We start from the raw sequence: 18,519 nt of genomic DNA, 5'->3' as shown, positions 1-18,519 counted from the left end.
TTCACTTGCCTCGATATGATCAGGTAGGGCTAAATGCACTTACCGACCTCACTCGGTAATCCTAGAGGCGACCATCGCACGATATTTGACAACATACATCCTTGTTAGATGGGCTTTGTTCTACAGACTGGACCCACGCGTCAATTTCGGTCTCAACCCATACCGTACATTTCGGTCCGAGCGACCGAGACCTTGGAAACCGACCTTCCTTCATCCTCTGGTAGATGGCTGAACGGCGCAAGCCCACCCGATCCATGACTTCGGGCAATCGCAATAGCCTAGACGGTTGCGCTATCTGATGCACTGCATCACCGTTTGTGCAGGCTTCATCGGCGGGCTGTTCGTGGATCTTCATGATCAATCCTATCAGATTAATTTAACTGCCCCTCCTGGATTTCTTCCTCTATCGCGGCAGCGCCAAACCGATGTCCCGACTGGCAAAATCGTCGATATGCTTGGCAAGAATCCGCGCGATCAGCTGCGAAGTGCCATTCGCCCAACGCGGCCTAAGGTCGGCAACTCGACTGCCCAATGTGCGTTCAAGCTGTCCGGGCAGCGCGGTCAAAAACTCCTCGAGAAAAGCGCCCATTTCGCAACGCATCCATTCGCAGGCCAGATTCTCCTGCCCCGCGAGCGTCAGGATCAGGCTGGCGCGCGGGCACGCGCCGCACAGTTCGAAGACGCGCGCGGCCTCATCCAGACTGACGGTCCGATCGCCGCGCATGACCCGCAACAAGGTTTCGCGATGCATGCCCATCTCACGGGCGATCTGATGCCGAGGCTTGTCGGAGGTTTCGATAGCGTGGGTCAGGACATGCGCGAGGCTGGCATCCGCATTGCCGCAGGTAACAATGGTCTGGTGCACGAGAGACTCCTTGAAGAATGAGGTGGAGCGCTAGCCCGGTTTATTCATGAGGCCGCAGCAGCGAAGTGGATGGGCCTTGATCTGACGTTGGCGGCGTAGTCCGGGCGAGCGTCTTCGACGGCATTTTTCACCGCGTCAGGATCAATGGGCTTTTCGAGGTTGATGGAATGGAGCTCGGAGTTCGGCGGCACAGCCGCACCGCCTAAGTAGGTGCAGGCCTGAGATTGGTGGCGATGGCTTTCAAAACGGAGGCATCGGGACAGGCTGACGCGAAGGCGACACGGATGCGAGTGGCGCTCTCAATGACGCGGGCAGCGACCTTGAGCAGCCTGAGGCGCAACGTTGCGAACTCGGCGGTCGCGAGCGAGGCTGCCTTGGGGATTTCCTGCTGAATGCGCCACAGGAGCCAGTATGCGGCGGTGTGCAGGATGAGGCGCATCTGATTGGCGTTGGGAGAGCGGCACGAGGTGCGATCGCTGGCCAGCTGGGTCTTGTGCAGCTTGATCAGGTTTTCGGCCTGACCGCGCGCGCAGTAGAGCGTATCATAGATGTGCTCGGCCGAGCCTTCGGTCAGCGAAGTGACGACATAGCGGATGTCCATGCCCATCGTACTGGCTGTCAACGGCGGCGTAAAAGTCGTCCATTGGGCGGAGCAAAACCAGGCCACTTGATCCGGGTGTTGGCGAGCGCCGGGAGGGCGTAGCCCGAGCGGGGGTCGCCAACACCCGGATTGCCGTTTCTGTCAGGGGTTGGGACGTGCTTTGCGTGCCTGGCTCTGGGCCAGGCGATAGCTCTCGCCGTTCATCTCGAGGATGCTGACGTGGTGGGTGAGCCGGTCGAGGAGCGCGCCTGTCAGGCGCTCGGAACCGAACGTCTCGGTCCATTCGTCGAACGGCAGGTTGCTGGTGATCAGCGTCGAGCCGCGTTCGTAGCGCTGTGAGATCAGCTCGAACAGCAGTTCCGCGCCGGTTTTGGAGAGGGGCACGAACCCCAGCTCATCGATGATGAGAAGCTTATAGCCGGTCATCTGCTTGTGTAAGCGCAGTAGGCGGCGTTCGTCGCGTGCCTCCATCATCTCGCTGACCAGCGCGGAAGCAGTGATGAACCCGACCGTCAGGCCCTTCTGGCAGGCCGCCAGGCCAAGACCGATCGCGACATGGGTCTTGCCGGTCCCCGACGGGCCAAGGGCGATGACGTTCTCGCGACGGGTAATCCAGTCACAACGCGCCAGTTCGAGCACCTGCATCTTGTTGAGCTTCGGAATGGCGGCAAAGTCGAAGCTGTCGAGGCTCTTGGCGGCCGGGAACCGCGCGGCCTTGATCCGGCGCTCGACCATCCGGCGTTCCCGGTCGATCAGTTCCAGTTCGACAAGCCGAGCAAGGTAGCGGACATGATCTACGCCCTCTGCTGCGCATTGCCGGGCCAGCTTGTCATGCTCGCGCAGGAAGGTTGGCAGCTTGAGCGTCTTGAGGTGGCTGGCGAGCAGCAGTTCGGGAGCTTGGCTGCTCATGCCGCTGCTCCGCCGGTCAACAGCCGCATGTACGAGCGCGCCGATGTTGTCTCCACTCTGGCCCTGGGCAGGTAGGGATAGATCGCCATGTCCAGTCGGGGCGGGCGGCGCTCCACCCGGCATAACAGGAGATGCTTCACCGCATCGAAGCCGATCGCGCCCATATCAAGGGCCTGCTTCACCGCGCCATGCAGATCGGCCAGAGCGAAGCTCTCCAGCAGGCGCAGTACCTGCACATATTCGCGCCGGCCATGCTTGCCCATGCGCGTCTCCATCAGCCGGCGCAGCGTTGTAAATACCTCGGGCAGGTCCCAGCCCTGCAATGGTGCGGCCTGATCGAGGGCATTGATCTTCTGTTCGATCAGGGGAAGGTAATGGATCGGATCGAAGATCACATCCTCGCGCTCGTAGCTGCGCACATGGCGGGCAATGATCTCGCCCCGGCAACCGATCACCACCTCGTCGACATAGCCCCTGATCCACACCTCCTGGTGGCCGAAGCGCACCGGCACCGAGTAATCGTTGGTCCGGTAACGCACCAGCGCCTGCGATGAGACCTGGCCGCTGGTCTGGTCACAGGCCTCGAAGGGGGAAGCCGGCAGTTCCTGCATCGCCGCCAGATCGCGCCGCAGCCTCTCGCCAATCGTCTCACTCTCGCCCCGCAGCCGGTCGTTCTGCCGTTTGCGGCATTGCTCCTCGAGCCACAGGTTGAACGCCTCCCATGTCGGGAACCGGGGGATCGGCACCATGAAGTTGCGCCGGCAATAGCCGACAAGGCCTTCAACGCCGCCCTTATCGTTACCCTTGCCGGGGCGGCCGTAACGATCACGGATCAGGTAGTGCGACAGGAAGGCGCTGAACAGCCTCGCGCGCAGCCGCGTCCCGTCAGGCAGGATCTTCGAGACCAGGCAGCGGTCGTTGTCGTAGACGATCGACAGCGGCACCGCGCCGAAGAACGCAAAGGCGTGGACATGGCCGTCCATCCAGGCCTCGGCAACGGCAGCCGGATAGGCGCGTACGTAGCAGGCGTCGCTGTGCGGCAGATCGAGCACGAAGAAGTGCGCCTTCTGCTCCACCCCGCCGATCTCGACCAGAGCTTCTCCAAAATCTGCCTGCCCATGGCCGGGTGCGTGTGCCAGCGGCACGAACATCTCCCGGCTGCGCTGATCCCGATCCCGGATGTAATCCTTGATGATCGTGTAGCCTCCGGTGAAGCCATGCTCTTCGCGAAGGCGATCGAACACACGCTTCGCCGTATGGCGCTGCTTGCGCGGGACCGACCGGTCCCCATCCAGCCAGCCGTCGATGATCGGTATGAACGCTTCCAGCTTCGGTCGCCGCACCGGGGCGCTGCGACGGTAACCGGGCGGCTCGGAATACGACAGCATCTTGCGGACCGTGTCGCGCGATATGTTGAAATGCTTCGCTGCCGCCCGGGCGCTCATGCCGCCCGCGCAGGCAAGACGAACCTTCAGGTAAAGTTCCACGGTGTAAATCCCTCATCCCTCCTCGCCAGCATCGCGAAAAGGGAAAAAGTGGACGACTTTTACGCCGCCCGCAGCAGCACTTCGCCGCCGCTACCGTGGTCTAATTTTGCACCGCCGTTCTCATTGGGAAGGTAAGCGATCTCGTTTTCGGTCAGAAATACGAGGTGCTGCCCTCCGGATTTATGCAGCCAGATATCTTCGATATTCTCGGCGCGCAGCTGGCGATCGTAAAACGGTTCGTCAGCCGGGATGTGCATGATGATGCGCGGATCGAGTTGCATGATGCGGTTTTCCTTCAGCTGGTAGCTCACCAGCCCTGCCCTCTTGGGGATTGCGCATTGGGTGCCATGATAGGCTGCTTGTCAGCCTTTCATGCAGGAGCGGTTAGGCCGCGTCCTGCGTCCACATCTTCAGATGTGGGTACTGGCTGACGCGATCGATGAAGCCTGCAGCCCGTAGGCCATGGACTCCGAGGTACTGGTTTTGGACCAGCATGAATCGGACGCCATCGCCTTCCCCGTCGTACTGATCGTCTTGGATGATCTGGTCAGGCGAGTAACCGCAGGCGGTGCCGAACGCGAAGGCCCAGGCTGTGGCTTCAGGATCGGAAATCTGGAGGGTTGCTTGCATGAGGGGACTGTCGATCCATTCGGGATCGTTGGCCTTGGCCTCGTAGAGTTCCTCAAGGGCCTCGACGATCTCGCCAAGATCGTCATTGGCACGTGAGCGCAGAACGGGCGGCAATATGGCAAGGTGGCCAGCTTCATGAAGGATGTTTGCTGGATCAGCATCGGGCTTGCACCGAAGACCGCCAGCTTCGATCCGCACGTCTTCAAGAAAGCCTTCGGCATCAAGGCAAAATGTGACCGGGATGCCGATGGCTTGAAGGGCGTGGGCGAGTGACTGATTGTCCAGGCGCAAGAGCGGGAGGACGAGGTCCCCGCTCTCTTCGCTGGATTGGATAGGATGGGCAGCCATCAGTCTTAGTACCAGCCCACCTTCTTGGCGCCAGCCGCCTTGGCTGCGTCCAGGAACGTGAAGAGCTGGAAATGGTCGAGCTTGCCGCCGCTGGCGGTAGTCGACCGAGCTTCGACGGCTTCAATGGAAATGCGTTGGCCACACACGGCCGGGCTGAAGCCCAGGCTTTCGATAGTGGGATAAAAATCGCCTTCGGTAGCGAAAGCGTAGGTGTCGTCGCCAGCGTCGTGGAAGAGGGTGATGACCATTTTTTCCGTTCCCTTCGATCAGTTCGATTCCAGGGATCGACGAAATTACGTCAGAACCTCGGGTAGCCAGGTTCGCTTAGATTGTCTTCCCATTGCCCGCGGTCGCAGAGTTGTTCAACGGGCGGAGCATCGGGATCGACCCGCCCGTTCCGTGCCTCAATGCATGCGCTCGCTGCATAGTGGTAGGCATCGTCGCGCAAGGCATGATCGGGATACCAGTCGCAATCATGATGGCCGAGAAGATCGATTATCTGCGAGGCTTGGCCCATGAGGATCAGCATTTCGCCATCATCGTCGTCAGGTACACGGCCTGCGAGGCGAAGGACGTGCTGGTAGGCAAATTCCTTCTCTGTCGCGATCCATTGCTGCTCGAGCATGACGCAGGCGTTGATGCGGTCGACCGAGACCATTTCCTGCGCCCGCAGGGGCGATATGCTGGAAAGGCTCATCGCCGCGGTAATGGTCAAAGCAGCTATTCGAAGCAAAAGTCCCTCCTCAGTCGTTGATGACGACTTTGTTCACCAGATCGCGAGCGAAGCTGAGCGTCATGATCTGGTCCGCTGTCAGAGCATGGTCGTTGACCGCTCCCTTGATGTTGATCGCATCTTCGAAGTCGGGGCTCTCCTCCAGCATTTGGAGGAGATATTCGAGGTCGCCGCACTCGTCGATGTTCTCTTCGGTGATGACATCCTGGATGATGTCGAGTTCGACCGACTGTCCGCTGGTCATCAGAAGATGGCACATTGGGGCATGTTCTGGGCTGACCATCGTGGGGACTTCGCCATCTCGGGCGCATGAGACCGAACCGATGCCATGGGTGTTGATGGCGATCAGCGATTCAACGGTCTCGACGACAATGAATTGGCGGCGGTCTTCGAGCTTTTTTGATGCCATCACGAGAATGCGGTCGCGATCATCTTCGGGGACCTTGCAGGTGAGCGTAGCCCCGTTCGAGAAACGGATAGTGACAGGGAAGACCTCGGTGGCGGCAAAGACGTGATGCATGATTTTCCTTTGTCTCAGCTGGATCAGGCTTAGTCGAGCCCGACCATGTCGGCTGAAATGCGATCGGTTAGAGCGACCCTCAGGCCTTCTTCGTGAATGATGGAAGCGATCTCGAGGCAGTCGAACCAAGGGCTTGGCTGTCCCGGCGAGTTCTTGTTGGCGAATGTCTCGATATACTGCCTGGTCCATGGCCGGGAAGAGGCTGCGGCAATCTCATTGCGCTCAGCTTCATTGCCGCGGATCGTCAGGATCTCGCTTCGGCGATCCTCGTGGAAGCGATTGTTAGCGAGGCTCTTGCAGATGAGCTTCACCTTCACCGCGCGCTCATTGGCAGGCGCAATATAGTCCAGCGGCAAGCCGTCGAAGTGGGCGTAGGTAATGCTGACCTGTCCGGGGCCACTGGTGGGACTGCTCTTAAGATCATCGTCGATGCTGAAGCCAATGATCTGAACGCATCGCTGGTAGGGGCTATCCGGCCAGCATTTGATGGCAATATCGCCTAGGAGATGGACCTGGCTGCCGTCGGGACCTTGTTCCCACTCAAGGCCAATCGGCTTGGCGGCTGGCGTGGGATGTGTTTCGGCAGGCGCCGGGGGTTCGCTTGTGTTATCGCATGCCGCAATAGCACATGCAGCAGTAAGGATGAGGCAGCGATAGCGCACGGGAATTCCCTTTAGGTCGTGGCGGTCCTAGCGCGCCTTTTTTCGGCTTGGTTGACCCTGGAACGCGTGGCGAACCAGTCGGCCCAAGACCGGCGGCCGGGCAGCATCTCGCTGTGGCGGAAGCGGCGAAAGCCGCGTCCTTGGCGCCAGCGGCTGTCGCCAAGATAGAGATGAGGCATGGTCAATATCCTTGATGTCTCAAAGCCGAAGAGGTTCCGGGCCCGACTTGAACTGCATGGGCGCTGGCTTGGCGGTTTCGGTTAGGGCCAGCCATGCCTTGACGGGATCGGGTTCGATGCCCTCAGGCGGCTCTGCAAAGCGCACCAGGCCGGAAAGAGCGGCCTTGAGGTGCCACTGGCCAAACTCGTCTTCTTCATCGTCCGGGTCGTCTGGGCGATCGAGTGAAAGGTCGGTGTCCCCGATGCTGACCGATTTGACTTCGATGATGGGGCCGAAGCTTATCTCACCGCCATTATCGATGATCTTCTCGAGCGGCGCCCCGACGATGCCGGATCGCACGAGCTCGTTCTGAGGCGAGGGAATGACGAAGCCTTCGACGTCATGCCACCAGCTGAAAAAATACTGGCATCGGTCAGCTACCCTGACGAAGTTGAGGGGATGCATGATCGCGCCTCGCTCGATCAGGTGGAGATCGTCGCCGCGTTCGAGAATGCGTTCGACGAGCAGCTTGAGCATGGGCGTCCCTGCCCTCGCCCAGATCGGGCAATCGGCTGGGTCGATGCCCTGGTTGCGCAGTTCCTGGTCTCGGCCGACAATCAGAGCTGCCATGAGACCGGTGCGATCGACTTCACGGCGAAGACGGGCCTTCATCTCTTCGTCTGTCTCGATTTCGGGCCGCCAAAGGATGGTCCTATGGCCGTTCGGAGCTTGGCGCGGATTGCCCCACGCGACCCATACTTCTCCGGGCTCGTATTGCGCGCGAAGCGCGTAATGCTTGGGGAGCCGGTACCGTTCGTTGACCTCGTCGACCGCGGCGTAAACGACGTTCCAGACGGAATCCGGATGGGTCAACTTGGCATCGAGTTCGGCTTGAGCTTGAGCTTCAGCTTCAGCGTCGATGCTGGATTCTGAAATATCGGTCATTCTAAGGCTCCTGTCGGGTACTGGAGGTCCAGCGCCCTGGAGATTTTAGGATGGAAGAGGATCGGGCCCAAAAATTCCGACCGTGACCGATCAGAAGTAGCTTGGCTCGAACCGGTTCACGATCTCTCCTGCCGAGATGTGAAGGATCGTCGAATTGAGCAGTTCGCCGCCGGCGGCCTGGTAGTCGGCAACGATCTTGTCGAAGGTGGAGAGTGCCTCTTCCTTGCTGGCGGGAGCAAGGGCCAGCGGACCATCGCCGAGGTCGCAGGCGTTCTCGATCGATGGGAAGTTGCGCGAGAAGCGCGAGTCAGAACCGCCATTGACGCATTCGATGACGATGACATCGGCGCCGTTGGTCTTGGTAGCGAGCTGGGCGAAGTCGATGATGGTCAGAGCGTTCTGCATGATGATCGTCCTTGTTTGATTTTTCTCTCGCCCAAAGGGCTCGTCTCATTCGCTCTTATGCGTGGCCTTCTCATCGCTGAGGGCAGCGTTGTATCGGCGATGCCATTCAGCCTTGCACTCCTCGCGGGTGTGGCTCTTGTAGAAGCCATCTGCCTCCATGCTTGAGGTCACCTTGGCGCGGCGCGCTGTCGCACCAGGGTCGAACAGCGGATTGAAGGGCGCTGGCGGGTTGTTCCATGCGTTCTGGAAGAACCCGACTTCGGGGCCGTAGCGGGTGGCCATGGTCAGGCCGCCCGCTTCAACTGGCGCTCGACGAGATGAGCGCATTCGAGATCTTCGATGCGCGTCAGGCCGATTGCGCGGCAAGTGCCGCCAGGCTGCTTGACCGGCAAGCCGTTCGCCGGATTGCGTTCGATCCAGACGTTGGTCGGCACCGGCGCTGCATACTCGCGGCCATAGAAGCGGGGATTGACGTTGTCGGCGAAGCGAGCGCCGGTGCGACCCGGCGAGACGGGGATGAGGCCCTTGGTGGGCTCGGACATCTGCTTGGCGAGAGTGACGTTCATCTCGCCTAAGCCGAGCGTCAGCGCGCCCATGGCGAGGTTGCGGCACATGCTGCCGGCCATCTCGAAGCCGTCAATGGCGACAAGGACGTGCTGGGCCTGGTCGACGGCCCTGACGCGCAGGCCCTTCAGGGTTTCAGTGTCAGGGTAGCCGCCATCCTCATAGGGATGGACCGGGCCCGTAATCATCACCTCGACTTCGGTGCCAGCCTTGGGCTGCTCGCTGTTTCGTTCAAAGAAGCAGAGCTGTTCGCGGTCGCCGAACTTGATGAAACCTACGACCTGCTCAGGACGTTTCTTGTTGCGTGCGACGCGGGCGATCAGGGGTGTGTATTCGGTTCCGAAAGGCATCGCTGTTTTCCTTCGACGTTGTCTATTTGATTGGATTGCCCATCGAATGGCGTTCTGCGCTTCCCGGGACGCGAAAAACCCCGCAAAACCGTGGGTTTGCGGGGTAGCGATTTATTTGACTGGGTTTTGATCGATCAGGTTGGATTTGCGATCAAAATCTGGGTCTTAGTTCGGTATCTGGCGTGCATTGACCAGAGAGATCGAGGGTGGCTAGCCAGTTACCTTTTTGATCGCGGGTATTCAGGGTTTCGGTAAGATCCCCGGTCACGCGATCAATTCGAAAGCCACTGTCGTAGCCATCGGCATCCTTTCTTCCGGAGATGACCGACTTCGAAAACTGGACATGGCACTGCTCATTCGGATCGCAATAATTCCGCTTGCGTCCGTTGGCGACGATCCAGACCTGGCTGCTATCTTCGTCGATAAGGTAGTGCCTCACTCCGCGCGAGGTATCCGAGTTCACGGCACGATCATGCTCAGGCCTTCCTGATGAAAAGACCGTGGGATCCATGTCACAGCGAAGCGACACCTCGCGGGCATACGCGATTGGGCTGGCTAGAGCGGTTTTCGATCATTCCGGGTCATAACCGCACGAGCTGAAGTAGTTGGCGCATTCGCCGGGCTGGAAGATATCGACGAGTTTGCCGATCAGGTCCCAGAGGCCACTGACGGTTCGCTCGCCGATTTTGCGGAGCATGGCCTTGAGGCGTGAGAAGGCCTTCTCGATCGGATTGAAGTCCGGGCTGTAGGGCGGGAGGAAGCGCAGTGTCGCGCCTGCCGCCTCGATCTTTTCCCGCACCGCCGCACGTTTGTGGCTCGACAGGTTGTCCATGACGACGATGTCGCCGGGACGCAGTTCGGGAATGAGCACCTGAGTGACATAGGCTTCGAACCAGTCGCCATTGATCGGACCGTCCAGCACCATCGGCGCGACCATGCCGGTCAAGCGTAGACCGGCGACGAGCGTCGTGGTCTTGCGGTGGCCGTGCGGGAAACCCATCCGCAGCCGTTCGCCTTTCGGGCAGCGGCCATGGCTGCGGGTCATGTTGGTGGCGGTCCACGTCTCGTCGATGAACACGAGGCGTTCGGGTTCCAGATCGATCTGGCTCTCGAACCATTCCCGGCGCTGCTTCAGGACGTCGGGCCGGTCCTGCTCGATTGCATGGCCAGTCTTTTTTTGCGCGTTATCCCCCTGCGCGCGAAGAAGCGATGCAGCCCGGCCACGGAGACGGTCAGGCCAACTTCGGTCAGCGCCAGGCGAAGTTCCTCAAGCGAGATGTCCTTGCGCTCTTCCCAGATGGCGAGGATGTCCCCCGCACGCTCTTCGACCCGGCGAGATCGCATGTCGCCACCCTGCGGCTTCGGCGCGAAGGCGCCCGTCTCGCGCCGCTGCACCCGCCAGCGGATCGCCGTCGAAGGCGCAACGCCAAACCGGGCCGCAGCAGCGCGGCAACTCATACCGCCATCCACTGCCGCCAGAAGCCGAGAACGCAAATCCATCGAAAGAGGTTGGCCCATCCATGCTGGCCTCCTTCACCAGCACGGATTCTGAATCAGAAATCACACCTGGTGGGAATCCCTCATCGATTCAAATCGGTCGAAAACCGCTCTAATGTAAATTCGTGACGTAAGTTTCCAGTCGGGTCGCCGCAGTCTGGTTTTTAACCCAGGCTACACTCAAATCGTGGGGGTGCGGGTGATGCGAGTCGTCAAGAATCGTGCTTTGGTTGCTGGTGGTGCCGGTTTTCTTGGTAGCCACCTGTGCGACCGCCTTATCGAGCAGGGGCTCGAAGTTTTCTGCTTGGACAATTTGTTGTCAGGACGGTTCCAGAACATTCAGCATCTTGTCGGCAATCCGAAGTTTTCCTTCATTGAGCATGACGTTTGCGATCCGCTTCCCGAAATGGAAGTCGACGAGGTCTGGAACCTCGCCTGCCCGGCGTCGCCGCCACGTTACCAGGCGAACCCTGTCCACACGATGATGACCAGCGTTGTGGGAACCCGCAATCTGCTGGATGTCGCGAGAACCAGCCGAGCGCGTTTCTTTCAGGCGTCGACCAGCGAGGTCTATGGCGATCCCGAGATGCATCCCCAGCACGAGGGCTATAGGGGCTGCGTGAACACGGTCGGTCCGCGCGCGTGTTATGACGAAGGCAAGCGGGCTGCCGAGGCGCTATGCTTCGATTACCACCGCTGCTTCGGTGTCGAGATCAGGGTGGTGCGTATCTTCAATACCTATGGTCCGCGCATGGACCCGGACGACGGCCGCGTTGTCTCGAATTTTATCGTGAAGGCCCTCAATGGACAGCCGCTCGAGATTTATGGTGACGGAGAGCAGACCCGATCATTCTGTTATGTCGATGATCTGATCGCCGGATTTCTCGCCTTCATGCGCTCCGATACTGCCGGAACCGGGCCGATCAATCTGGGCAATCCGGGCGAATTCACGATCCGCGAACTGGCCGAATTGGTGTTGGAGTACGGCGGCGTGGACACCGCGATCAATTGCCTGCCTGCCGCGCCCGACGATCCGCAGCGTCGGCGCCCGGATATCAGCCTGGCCAAAGGAGAACTGGGCTGGGAACCGGCAATTCCGCTGCATGGCGGACTTCTGCGGACGTTCGAATATTTTCGGACTGCAATGGCCCAGCCGGCTCGCAAGGCGCATTAACCCGGTTTATTCATGAGGCCGCAGCAGCGAAGTGGATGGGCCTTGATCTGACGTTGGCGGCGTAGTCCGGGCGAGCGTCTTCGACGGCATTTTTCACCGCGTCAGGATCAATGGGCTTTTCGAGGTTGATGGAATGGAGCTCGGAGTTCGGCGGCACAGCCGCACCGCCTAAGTAGGTGCAGGCCTGAGATTGGTGGCGATGGCTTTCAAAACGGAGGCATCGGGACAGGCTGACGCGAAGGCGACACGGATGCGAGTGGCGCTCTCAATGACGCGGGCAGCGACCTTGAGCAGCCTGAGGCGCAACGTTGCGAACTCGGCGGTCGCGAGCGAGGCTGCCTTGGGGATTTCCTGCTGAATGCGCCACAGGAGCCAGTATGCGGCGGTGTGCAGGATGAGGCGCATCTGATTGGCGTTGGGAGAGCGGCACGAGGTGCGATCGCTGGCCAGCTGGGTCTTGTGCAGCTTGATCAGGTTTTCGGCCTGACCGCGCGCGCAGTAGAGCGTATCATAGATGTGCTCGGCCGAGCCTTCGGTCAGCGAAGTGACGACATAGCGGATGTCCATGCCCATCGTACTGGCCTCGATCCGGGCGACGACGCGGCGCTGGCACTTCCAGCTTTTGGCCCCGTAGCGGGTCTCGGCATAGGTGCGCAGGACCGGGTACTGGCGCTGAGCGCGTTTGACCGCACAGGCATCGGCGGCAACGACGATTTCGGGATCGGCGCGTAGCACGGCGTTGGTCGGCAGGCCGAACACGTAGTCGACGCCGCAACCCTCGCAGACGGCCATGACCTCGGGCCGCCCATAGTGCCCGTCGCCGCGGATGGTGATGTGCGTTTCGGGCCATTGCCGGCGGATGTGGCGCACGAGGCGCCGGATGTGACCGGCAGCTTCAACACCAGACGGTGTCTTGCCGGTGCGCAGCAGCATCGCCACCGGCCGGCCAGTGGCGGTGTCGTAGACATGGATCGGCAGGAAGCAACGCTCGCCATGATGACCATTCCAGAACGACAACTGCTGATAGCCATGGACGACATCGCAGGTATCATCGATATCCAGCGTCACCGCCGCCGGCGGGGCCGGATAGCTGGCGCAGTAGATGTCGATCATCGCGGCCAGCATCTTCGCCAACTCGCGCGTGATCGGTGCATTCTCCCACCGGCTCATCGTCGGTTGGCTGGCCAGCCCCGCGCCCGATCCCGGCAGCTTGCCCAGGGCCAGGCGGAAGCCCGGATCGTCGCGCAGGGCATCGAGATCGTCGGCATCCTCATAGCCGCAGGCGATCGCGAACACGCGGGCACGCAGGATGTCGTCGAGGCGATGGATCACCCGCGCAGGATCGCGCGGATCGGCAATGCAAGTCGCAAGCCGCTGGCAGATACCCATCGCGCGCTCGGCCTGCGACAGCAACAGAACGCCGCCGTCCGAAGTGAGCCGACCACCGTCGAACGCGGCTGTGACTTTCTTGCGGTCGACCGCTGGGAATCGGAAGGGGCTTGCGATATCGTCGTTCATGGCGGGTGTGGCCTGTGGCATTTTCTGCCCTGCAGCAGGGCCGGTGTAGACACCCAGTTCCTAATTCAGATCAGAGGCTTATGCCACTCCCGCCAACCCTTCGTAGCCAACCCCGTGAATAAGACGGGCTAGGCCAGACTTTCCTAAGCCACCCTGCCCCAGTCCCGATTTACCTAAGGGATTGTCGCCAAGCTTAGTGCCCTTGCGATCGACGCACTTGGCTTCAACGATGACGTTCCTGGTCCAACCGTCCGAGGGGTAGCCTCCGTATGTGAAGTCGGGATTGGTCCAGAACTCGCTGTTGCGATCCTGTTCCGCGGTCTCGATCTCGTAGGCAAGGATATCATGGCACTCGGACATCGTGTCGTAGCCGCCGAGATAGAAGTCTCGAATGGCCCCGTCGTCAGCACGCAGAACGAGGAATGCCTCGTTGGGCCCCTCGGGGTCCGAACCCATCTCGCATCCAGCGAGGATGAGGGCGGCCCCTGCCACGACGGCAATTGCGCTCAGCTTCATGCCGGTTCTGCTACCGACGTAATTGTTGCGACAAATGCGAGCGCCACGGAGATCTGAAAGAAGGGGTGCATACTGGTCCTCGTTAAGTTCTGGAATGGGCGCGCTCAATAGAGCGCGCCGTCCCGGTGCTTCACCTTGCGGGTGTAAGCCTTGCGGTTGCGTTCGACAGTGCGGCGCGAGGCACGGCAGCTGGGGTCGAAAAGCTGTGCGCGCATGGGATTGCGCATGGCTTCGGGCTGACGCAGTTCTTTCTTCTTCGGGTTGGCCATTTTTCCATTCCTTCGATCGAATTTGCCCGCTTCGCGGATCGATCAGGAAAACCTGAAGCTGGATTTTGCACTGGGTGCGTTGAGACATTCCTCGCACATCCAGATCTCGCAAAGGTCCAGCACGTCACAGAACAGGAGCCCGCCTGCGTCGAGTTCGCCAGCATGGTTCGCACATCGGGTACAGAATAGCCCGATAGGCGCCTGTTCTTCGCTAACCCGTTCGTCCTGCTGCACAATACGACCCCGTGACCAAGCGTGAAAGCTACATGGTCGTGGACTCGCTGGTCAGAGGCAGCCCGGTCTTGTCCCCGAGTTGTTTGAGGTGGGCGGGCTTGCCAGGCGAAGAAGCATAAACGCCGGGCAGTCCAGAAGTAGGATTGCTTGGCTCGGCCCGTCGCCCAAAGGACTAGAAAGAGCGCCGAAGCCGAGCCAAGGTCTTGAACACGGCCAAGCGGAAATGAGGGGACCGCCTGTTGGTGGGGATTTCAAAGACCTGCTCACATTTTAGGATGAAGCAGTGCTGGCACAAAGCGTGGTTCTAGGTTTCGTGGACAAAGGGTATCCAGAGTTTGACTGAGGCGAGCGCGACGAAGCCGAGATAGGATTCCTTGGTTTTGTCGTAGCGGGTCGCAACGCGTCGCCAGTTCTTGAGTTTATTGAACAGTCGCTCGATCAGGTTGCGCCACTTGTATTTCGCGCGATCATGCGCGGCGGGATTACGCCGGCCCGCCTTGGCCGGGATCACCGCCTCGACGCCCGCCGCCTCAATCTCTTCGCGGATCGCATCGGCATCGTATCCCCGATCAGCCAGGAAGGCCTCGATCCGGTCAGTTATCATGCGGAACAGCGGTGCGAAGCCCTGCACATCGTGCGCTTGCCCCGGTGTCAGCACGAAGCCGAGGGGCAAGCCTCTGGCATCGCACCTTGCGTGGAGCTTGGTGGTGAAGCCGCCGCGCGATCGGCCAAGCGCCTCGGTTTGCTGAGTCCCCTTTTTATGCCGACGGCACAATGATGTGCCCGGACCACGGTGCTATCGATCATGTCGGCGGCTGTGTCGCGCCCCGCCAGTTCCGCCAGCGTCTCCAGCATGGCATCGAACACGCCGGTCGTAACCCATCGTCGATAGCGCCGGAAAACGCTGTTCCACTTGCCATACTCATCCGGCAGGTGACGCCACTGCGCTCCGGTCCGCGCGATCCACATCATGCCTTCGAAATAGGGGCGGTTGTCCTGCGCCGGACGGCAGCCACGACCCCGCTCAGGTGGCAGCAGCGGCCCGATCACTTCCCACTCTTCGTCCGTAACGCCAATCCGCTCGCCCAAGGCTGCCTCCAAAAGCCAGCCTTGAATCAAGGTCCGAGTCCACAGTCAAGCTTTGTCCACGAAACCTAGGAAAAATCAGCCCCAATACGCTTTTTTGTAGCGGTGAGTGGAAGGCCTTGTAACTCGAAGGCCGAAGAGACTGTTCTTCCAGAGGCCACGACCCAGAATGCGAGCTGGCAGCGTTCCAATGAAGCGATCAATAGCGCGCTCCTGGTAGGAATGCGCCCAGCCGCTGCGGATCATCAGGGAAGCGAGATCGCCGCCCTTCCCGTCCATGCCCAAGCGAACATCTGCGACGATCCGGCCAAAGCGGTCGACTTCGCGCGGGAGGAGGCTGATGCCGCCAGCAGCATTGATACGATCGCGCAAGAAATCGCGTGCCGCTCTTCCGTGCGCTTGATCCATTTCGGGAGCATCGAACCCACTACAACGGATTTTGACGCTCCGGCGACCGGACGAGGTGTAGTAAATCGTGTCACCGTCGTTCCAGTCGATGGCAGAAGAGGAAACGGCGACGTAGTGACGGCGGACCCACCATGTTCGCAGCAGGACTGCTACGAGCAGGATTGCGGCAATCAGCCAAGCAGGGTTCACATGCGCGAGCATCGATTTTCCTTTCAGCAAGCCTAACTCGCCTCAGATCGCTCTCAGTTCCCCGGCGTCCAGCCGCTCCTGAAGGTGGGCGCACCATTCTTGGAATTCTTTTTCAGCCATGATTGCAAGGTGGCCGAGGTTTTCGATCGAGTGCGCGCCAAAGCTGATGCTGCTGTTCGGTGCATTGGCAGCTCTCACCTTGGTGAAGACGCGGAAGCTGCGATCATCCTTGTAGGGAGCATGCCAGATGTTCCCGATATAACCGTAGGAAAGCCCAAGGCGCGGATGCCGTTCGGCCGATTGCTTGACGAGAGCGTTGATGATGCGGCCCGCTTCTTCCCCTTCCATGTCGATGCCGCGCTGGCGCTTCTCGACATAGGCGACGGTTGCCGCGCGCAAGGCCGACATCGATCCATCTGTTCTGGCGTCCGCGATTTCGTTTCGCAGGCCGATAGCGCTCTGGAGCATGTGCCAGGCCGTTTCGTGCAGCACTTGGGGCGCGGCATCGAGATCGGTGTAGATCGCGTGAGCGACGAGATTGTCGATCTTCATCGCTTCTCGGCCCGTAAAGAGCGGGTAAGCGTCACGAATGTAGATGGCGAAATCGTAGAGTGCTCGCTGACGATCGGAGAAGCCAGGGCCGGACCGCATCTTGTTGAGTTCGATGATGACGAGTTGGTGAAGCGGCTGGTCCATCTTTTTCCCTCTGATCAGGTGTTCGACCTGACCAGGGATTTCAGGGTTACACCCCCATTGGCTTCGATGCCGATAGCTTCGGCGAGCTTGGGCTCCAACTGATAGCCAGCCGCATTGGGGCCCTTCAGCCCATATCCGATCATGCCTGTTTGACTGCCGTCGTGCTCGATGAAAAGGCCTTCCTTGCCATCGACAAGCACTGCATGTGCAAAGCTTTGAAGGTCGGGAAGGGTATCGCCCTCGATATGAAAGCTTCCATCTAGAATCAGCGGCCAGCTTATCGATCCGTCCCGGCTGAAGAGGCTCAATCGAAGATCGGCATCACGGTCTGCGGTGATGATCCGATAAGGGCTCTGGTCAACGATCGGGGCCGGCGTGCCGGAGGCGCCGACTGCTTCCGAGAGCCCCTCGATCTGTTCGAGGAAATGGTCCATTTGCGCGGTGATCTTCTTGATCCTCGCGCGCTTTCCATAAGCCCGCATTAAATGATTTGAGATTAGGAGGCCGCCTGTGATTAGCGCAAGACCGCCGAGAATTGAGTAGGTCCAGAAGAGGCATCACATTCGAGCTCTTTTCCGATTTATATTCAGATACTTAAGCAATTCGGTCTGAGGCAAAGGCCCGCAAAAGGCCCGCAAAAACCGTCTAATGCATTGGTTCGATGCCTTTTTTGGGACTCGAATCTTGATTTGCTTCTCCGTCAGGGAGTGAATGTTCCGGCAGGCTCTGCGTAGCTCTTGATGCTCTTTTTGGGGCTTTCATGCCAGCCGATATTGAATGCCCAATAGGTCGGAAAGAAATAGAGCGTTGAGTAAGGGAGGTGCTCGTGGATCCATCGAGCGAGTATCTGCCAATCGCCTTGCTCTTGGTGATTGGCCCAGAAACTGGGAACGACCTCACAAGCCATCGCCCCCATGTGTCCGTTCACATCGAGGCGATCCCAGATGTGCCCCGCGAAATTGCTCTCGTTCGAAGCACAGGTGTAGCCGGCCTTCTTCTTGCGCTGCATCGCATTGCAAAAGCCATTTACCTCACACGAGCGATACGCAGACCGGATCGCAATCCTGCCCCAATGGTCTTGAAGGGGTTCGAGCAATTCCTCGCATAGGTGTCTGCCTGCCTTGATCGCCAGGTCTGGATCATCTGGCGGTTCTGCATCGACCAGCCCACCACTCGGCGGGAGTAAAGGTCGATCACCACCGCCAGATAGGCAAAGCCCTCCTGCGTCCTGATGTAGGTGATGTCGGTCACCCATGTCTTGTCGGGTGCCGCGACATCGAACTGGCGGGCCAGCGTATTGTCGACCACCCTGGATGGCTTGCCACCATAGCTGCCCGGCCTGCGCTTGTAGCCGATCCTCGCTTTAATACCCGCCAGACTGGCGAGACGCGCCACGCGGTTCGGGCAGCAAGTCTCGCCCTGATCGAGCAGGTCGTCATGCAGCTTGCGATAGCCATAGACCTTGCCGCTGTCTTCCCATGCCTGCCGGAGCAGCTCGGTCTGCCGAGCATCTTCCTTCGCCCGTCTGCTCAACGGGTTCTTCAACCAGGCGTAGAAGCCGCTGGGCTGGATGCGCAGACACCGGCACATCGCGCGCACCGGGAACAGCGTGCGATGCTCGGCAACGAACGCGTATCTCACTTTGCATCCCTGGCGGAACGAAGTGGCCAAAGGTCAAATACGCGGTGGCTTTATGGGATGGCCCGCCCCTCAACGACCGGCGCTATAACGGCGCCGGAATGGAAGAGGAGACG

Annotated in this window: 25 protein-coding genes and 2 pseudogenes; 2 read left to right on the top strand and 25 right to left on the bottom strand. The window is 60.0% G+C overall.

The genetic code is table 11. The features are described 5' to 3' along the window. Nucleotides 1-61 precede the first annotated feature (61 nt). Nucleotides 62-355, bottom strand: a complete 294-nt coding sequence (locus LOZ77_RS01840) for an AlpA family transcriptional regulator (RefSeq protein ID WP_255671149.1) — start codon at nt 353-355, stop codon at nt 62-64. Here LOZ77_RS01840 and LOZ77_RS01835 point away from each other — a divergent pair. Beyond that, the gene (locus LOZ77_RS01835; RefSeq protein ID WP_230281962.1) at nt 287-886 is read left to right on the top strand and encodes a hypothetical protein; all 600 of its coding nucleotides are present in this window, start codon (nt 287-289) and stop codon (nt 884-886) included. The two genes, LOZ77_RS01840 and LOZ77_RS01835, sit on opposite strands and share 69 nt — an antisense overlap. Nucleotides 887-1,067: 181 nt before the next feature. Here LOZ77_RS01835 and LOZ77_RS01830 read toward each other — a convergent pair whose 3' ends face one another. From LOZ77_RS01830 to LOZ77_RS01760, 15 genes are all read right to left on the bottom strand, one after another. Further along, the gene (locus LOZ77_RS01830; RefSeq protein WP_370638038.1) at nt 1,068-1,532 is read right to left on the bottom strand and encodes a transposase; all 465 of its coding nucleotides are present in this window, start codon (nt 1,530-1,532) and stop codon (nt 1,068-1,070) included. A gap of 75 nt (nt 1,533-1,607) precedes the next feature. Continuing rightward, a complete protein-coding gene (gene istB, locus LOZ77_RS01825) occupies nt 1,608-2,375 on the bottom strand; it encodes an IS21-like element helper ATPase IstB (protein WP_048578302.1) in 768 nt (255 codons plus the stop codon). Further along, a complete protein-coding gene (istA, locus tag LOZ77_RS01820) occupies nt 2,372-3,862 on the bottom strand; it encodes an IS21 family transposase (protein WP_081261070.1) in 1,491 nt (496 codons plus the stop codon). Before istA ends, istB begins: the two co-directional genes overlap by 4 nt. A 59-nt stretch (nt 3,863-3,921) precedes the next feature. Next, entirely contained in the window at nt 3,922-4,173 is a 252-nt protein-coding gene (locus LOZ77_RS01815; RefSeq protein ID WP_230280519.1) for a hypothetical protein, read from the bottom strand. A gap of 73 nt (nt 4,174-4,246) precedes the next feature. Next, nucleotides 4,247-4,840: a hypothetical protein gene (locus LOZ77_RS01810; RefSeq protein ID WP_230280518.1), complete on the bottom strand. Its 594-nt coding sequence runs from the start codon at nt 4,838-4,840 to the stop codon at nt 4,247-4,249. Nucleotides 4,841-4,845: 5 nt separating this feature from the next. Next, nucleotides 4,846-5,088: a hypothetical protein gene (locus LOZ77_RS01805; protein WP_230280517.1), complete on the bottom strand. Its 243-nt coding sequence runs from the start codon at nt 5,086-5,088 to the stop codon at nt 4,846-4,848. Between the two features lie 50 nt (nt 5,089-5,138). After that, nucleotides 5,139-5,537, bottom strand: a complete 399-nt coding sequence (locus tag LOZ77_RS01800) for a hypothetical protein (protein ID WP_230280516.1) — start codon at nt 5,535-5,537, stop codon at nt 5,139-5,141. 46 nt (nt 5,538-5,583) lie between these two features. Further along, nucleotides 5,584-6,093: a hypothetical protein gene (locus tag LOZ77_RS01795; RefSeq protein ID WP_230280515.1), complete on the bottom strand. Its 510-nt coding sequence runs from the start codon at nt 6,091-6,093 to the stop codon at nt 5,584-5,586. A 29-nt stretch (nt 6,094-6,122) separates the two neighbouring features. Further along, nucleotides 6,123-6,755 carry a hypothetical protein gene (locus LOZ77_RS01790; protein ID WP_230280514.1) on the bottom strand — a complete coding sequence of 211 codons (633 nt, stop codon included), beginning with the start codon at nt 6,753-6,755 and terminating at the stop codon, nt 6,123-6,125. A 198-nt stretch (nt 6,756-6,953) separates the two neighbouring features. After that, the gene (locus LOZ77_RS01785) at nt 6,954-7,859 is read right to left on the bottom strand and encodes a hypothetical protein (protein ID WP_230280513.1); all 906 of its coding nucleotides are present in this window, start codon (nt 7,857-7,859) and stop codon (nt 6,954-6,956) included. A gap of 90 nt (nt 7,860-7,949) precedes the next feature. Continuing rightward, nucleotides 7,950-8,264, bottom strand: a complete 315-nt coding sequence (locus tag LOZ77_RS01780) for a hypothetical protein (protein WP_230280512.1) — start codon at nt 8,262-8,264, stop codon at nt 7,950-7,952. A 45-nt stretch (nt 8,265-8,309) separates the two neighbouring features. Then, nucleotides 8,310-8,546, bottom strand: coding sequence for a hypothetical protein (locus LOZ77_RS01775; protein WP_230280511.1), 237 nt, complete (start codon nt 8,544-8,546; stop codon nt 8,310-8,312). Nucleotides 8,547-8,548: 2 nt separating this feature from the next. Continuing rightward, nucleotides 8,549-9,178 (bottom strand): hypothetical protein, encoded by a 630-nt coding sequence (locus tag LOZ77_RS01770; protein WP_230280510.1) that lies wholly within the window; start codon nt 9,176-9,178, stop codon nt 8,549-8,551. 151 nt (nt 9,179-9,329) lie between these two features. After that, nucleotides 9,330-9,689 (bottom strand): hypothetical protein, encoded by a 360-nt coding sequence (locus LOZ77_RS01765; RefSeq protein WP_230280509.1) that lies wholly within the window; start codon nt 9,687-9,689, stop codon nt 9,330-9,332. A gap of 60 nt (nt 9,690-9,749) precedes the next feature. Beyond that, nucleotides 9,750-10,696 (bottom strand): IS630 family transposase gene (locus LOZ77_RS01760; RefSeq protein ID WP_230279141.1). Its coding sequence is split into 2 segments (ribosomal slippage): nt 9,750-10,360 and nt 10,360-10,696, totalling 948 coding nucleotides; the frame shifts between segments, so codons are not numbered across the junction. Between the two features lie 166 nt (nt 10,697-10,862). Between LOZ77_RS01760 and LOZ77_RS01755 the strand changes: the two genes are divergently transcribed. Continuing rightward, entirely contained in the window at nt 10,863-11,849 is a 987-nt protein-coding gene (locus tag LOZ77_RS01755) for a UDP-glucuronic acid decarboxylase family protein (RefSeq protein WP_230280508.1), read from the top strand. Between the two features lie 168 nt (nt 11,850-12,017). On the opposite strand, the gene LOZ77_RS01750 is transcribed toward LOZ77_RS01755, so the two are convergent. The 9 genes and pseudogenes from LOZ77_RS01750 to LOZ77_RS01710 all read right to left on the bottom strand — a co-directional run. After that, on the bottom strand, nt 12,018-13,367 hold the full coding sequence (locus LOZ77_RS01750) for an IS1380 family transposase (protein ID WP_169749280.1): 1,350 nt from the start codon (nt 13,365-13,367) through the stop codon (nt 12,018-12,020). Between the two features lie 78 nt (nt 13,368-13,445). Continuing rightward, nucleotides 13,446-13,883: a hypothetical protein gene (locus tag LOZ77_RS01745; RefSeq protein WP_230280507.1), complete on the bottom strand. Its 438-nt coding sequence runs from the start codon at nt 13,881-13,883 to the stop codon at nt 13,446-13,448. A gap of 104 nt (nt 13,884-13,987) precedes the next feature. After that, the gene (locus LOZ77_RS01740; RefSeq protein WP_230280506.1) at nt 13,988-14,152 is read right to left on the bottom strand and encodes a hypothetical protein; all 165 of its coding nucleotides are present in this window, start codon (nt 14,150-14,152) and stop codon (nt 13,988-13,990) included. A gap of 538 nt (nt 14,153-14,690) precedes the next feature. Continuing rightward, nucleotides 14,691-15,436 (bottom strand): annotated as a pseudogene (locus LOZ77_RS01735) (IS5 family transposase). A 114-nt stretch (nt 15,437-15,550) separates the two neighbouring features. Further along, nucleotides 15,551-16,099, bottom strand: a complete 549-nt coding sequence (locus LOZ77_RS01730) for a thermonuclease family protein (RefSeq protein WP_230280505.1) — start codon at nt 16,097-16,099, stop codon at nt 15,551-15,553. A 12-nt stretch (nt 16,100-16,111) separates the two neighbouring features. Continuing rightward, nucleotides 16,112-16,765 (bottom strand): hypothetical protein, encoded by a 654-nt coding sequence (locus LOZ77_RS01725; protein WP_230280504.1) that lies wholly within the window; start codon nt 16,763-16,765, stop codon nt 16,112-16,114. Between the two features lie 14 nt (nt 16,766-16,779). Continuing rightward, nucleotides 16,780-17,199 (bottom strand): hypothetical protein, encoded by a 420-nt coding sequence (locus tag LOZ77_RS01720; RefSeq protein WP_230280503.1) that lies wholly within the window; start codon nt 17,197-17,199, stop codon nt 16,780-16,782. Between the two features lie 266 nt (nt 17,200-17,465). Further along, complete coding sequence (locus LOZ77_RS01715) at nt 17,466-17,774, bottom strand: hypothetical protein (RefSeq protein ID WP_066766899.1); 309 nt, start codon at nt 17,772-17,774, stop codon at nt 17,466-17,468. A 134-nt stretch (nt 17,775-17,908) separates the two neighbouring features. Then, nucleotides 17,909-18,421: pseudogene (locus tag LOZ77_RS01710) on the bottom strand (IS3 family transposase); the annotation flags it as partial. Nucleotides 18,422-18,519: the final 98 nt, after the last annotated feature.

The organism is Croceicoccus sp. Ery15, from assembly GCF_020985305.1.
Classification (GTDB): domain Bacteria; phylum Pseudomonadota; class Alphaproteobacteria; order Sphingomonadales; family Sphingomonadaceae; genus Croceicoccus.
The sequence above is the reverse complement of the archived record's forward strand: the minus strand, read 5'-3'. Positions and strand labels throughout refer to the sequence as shown.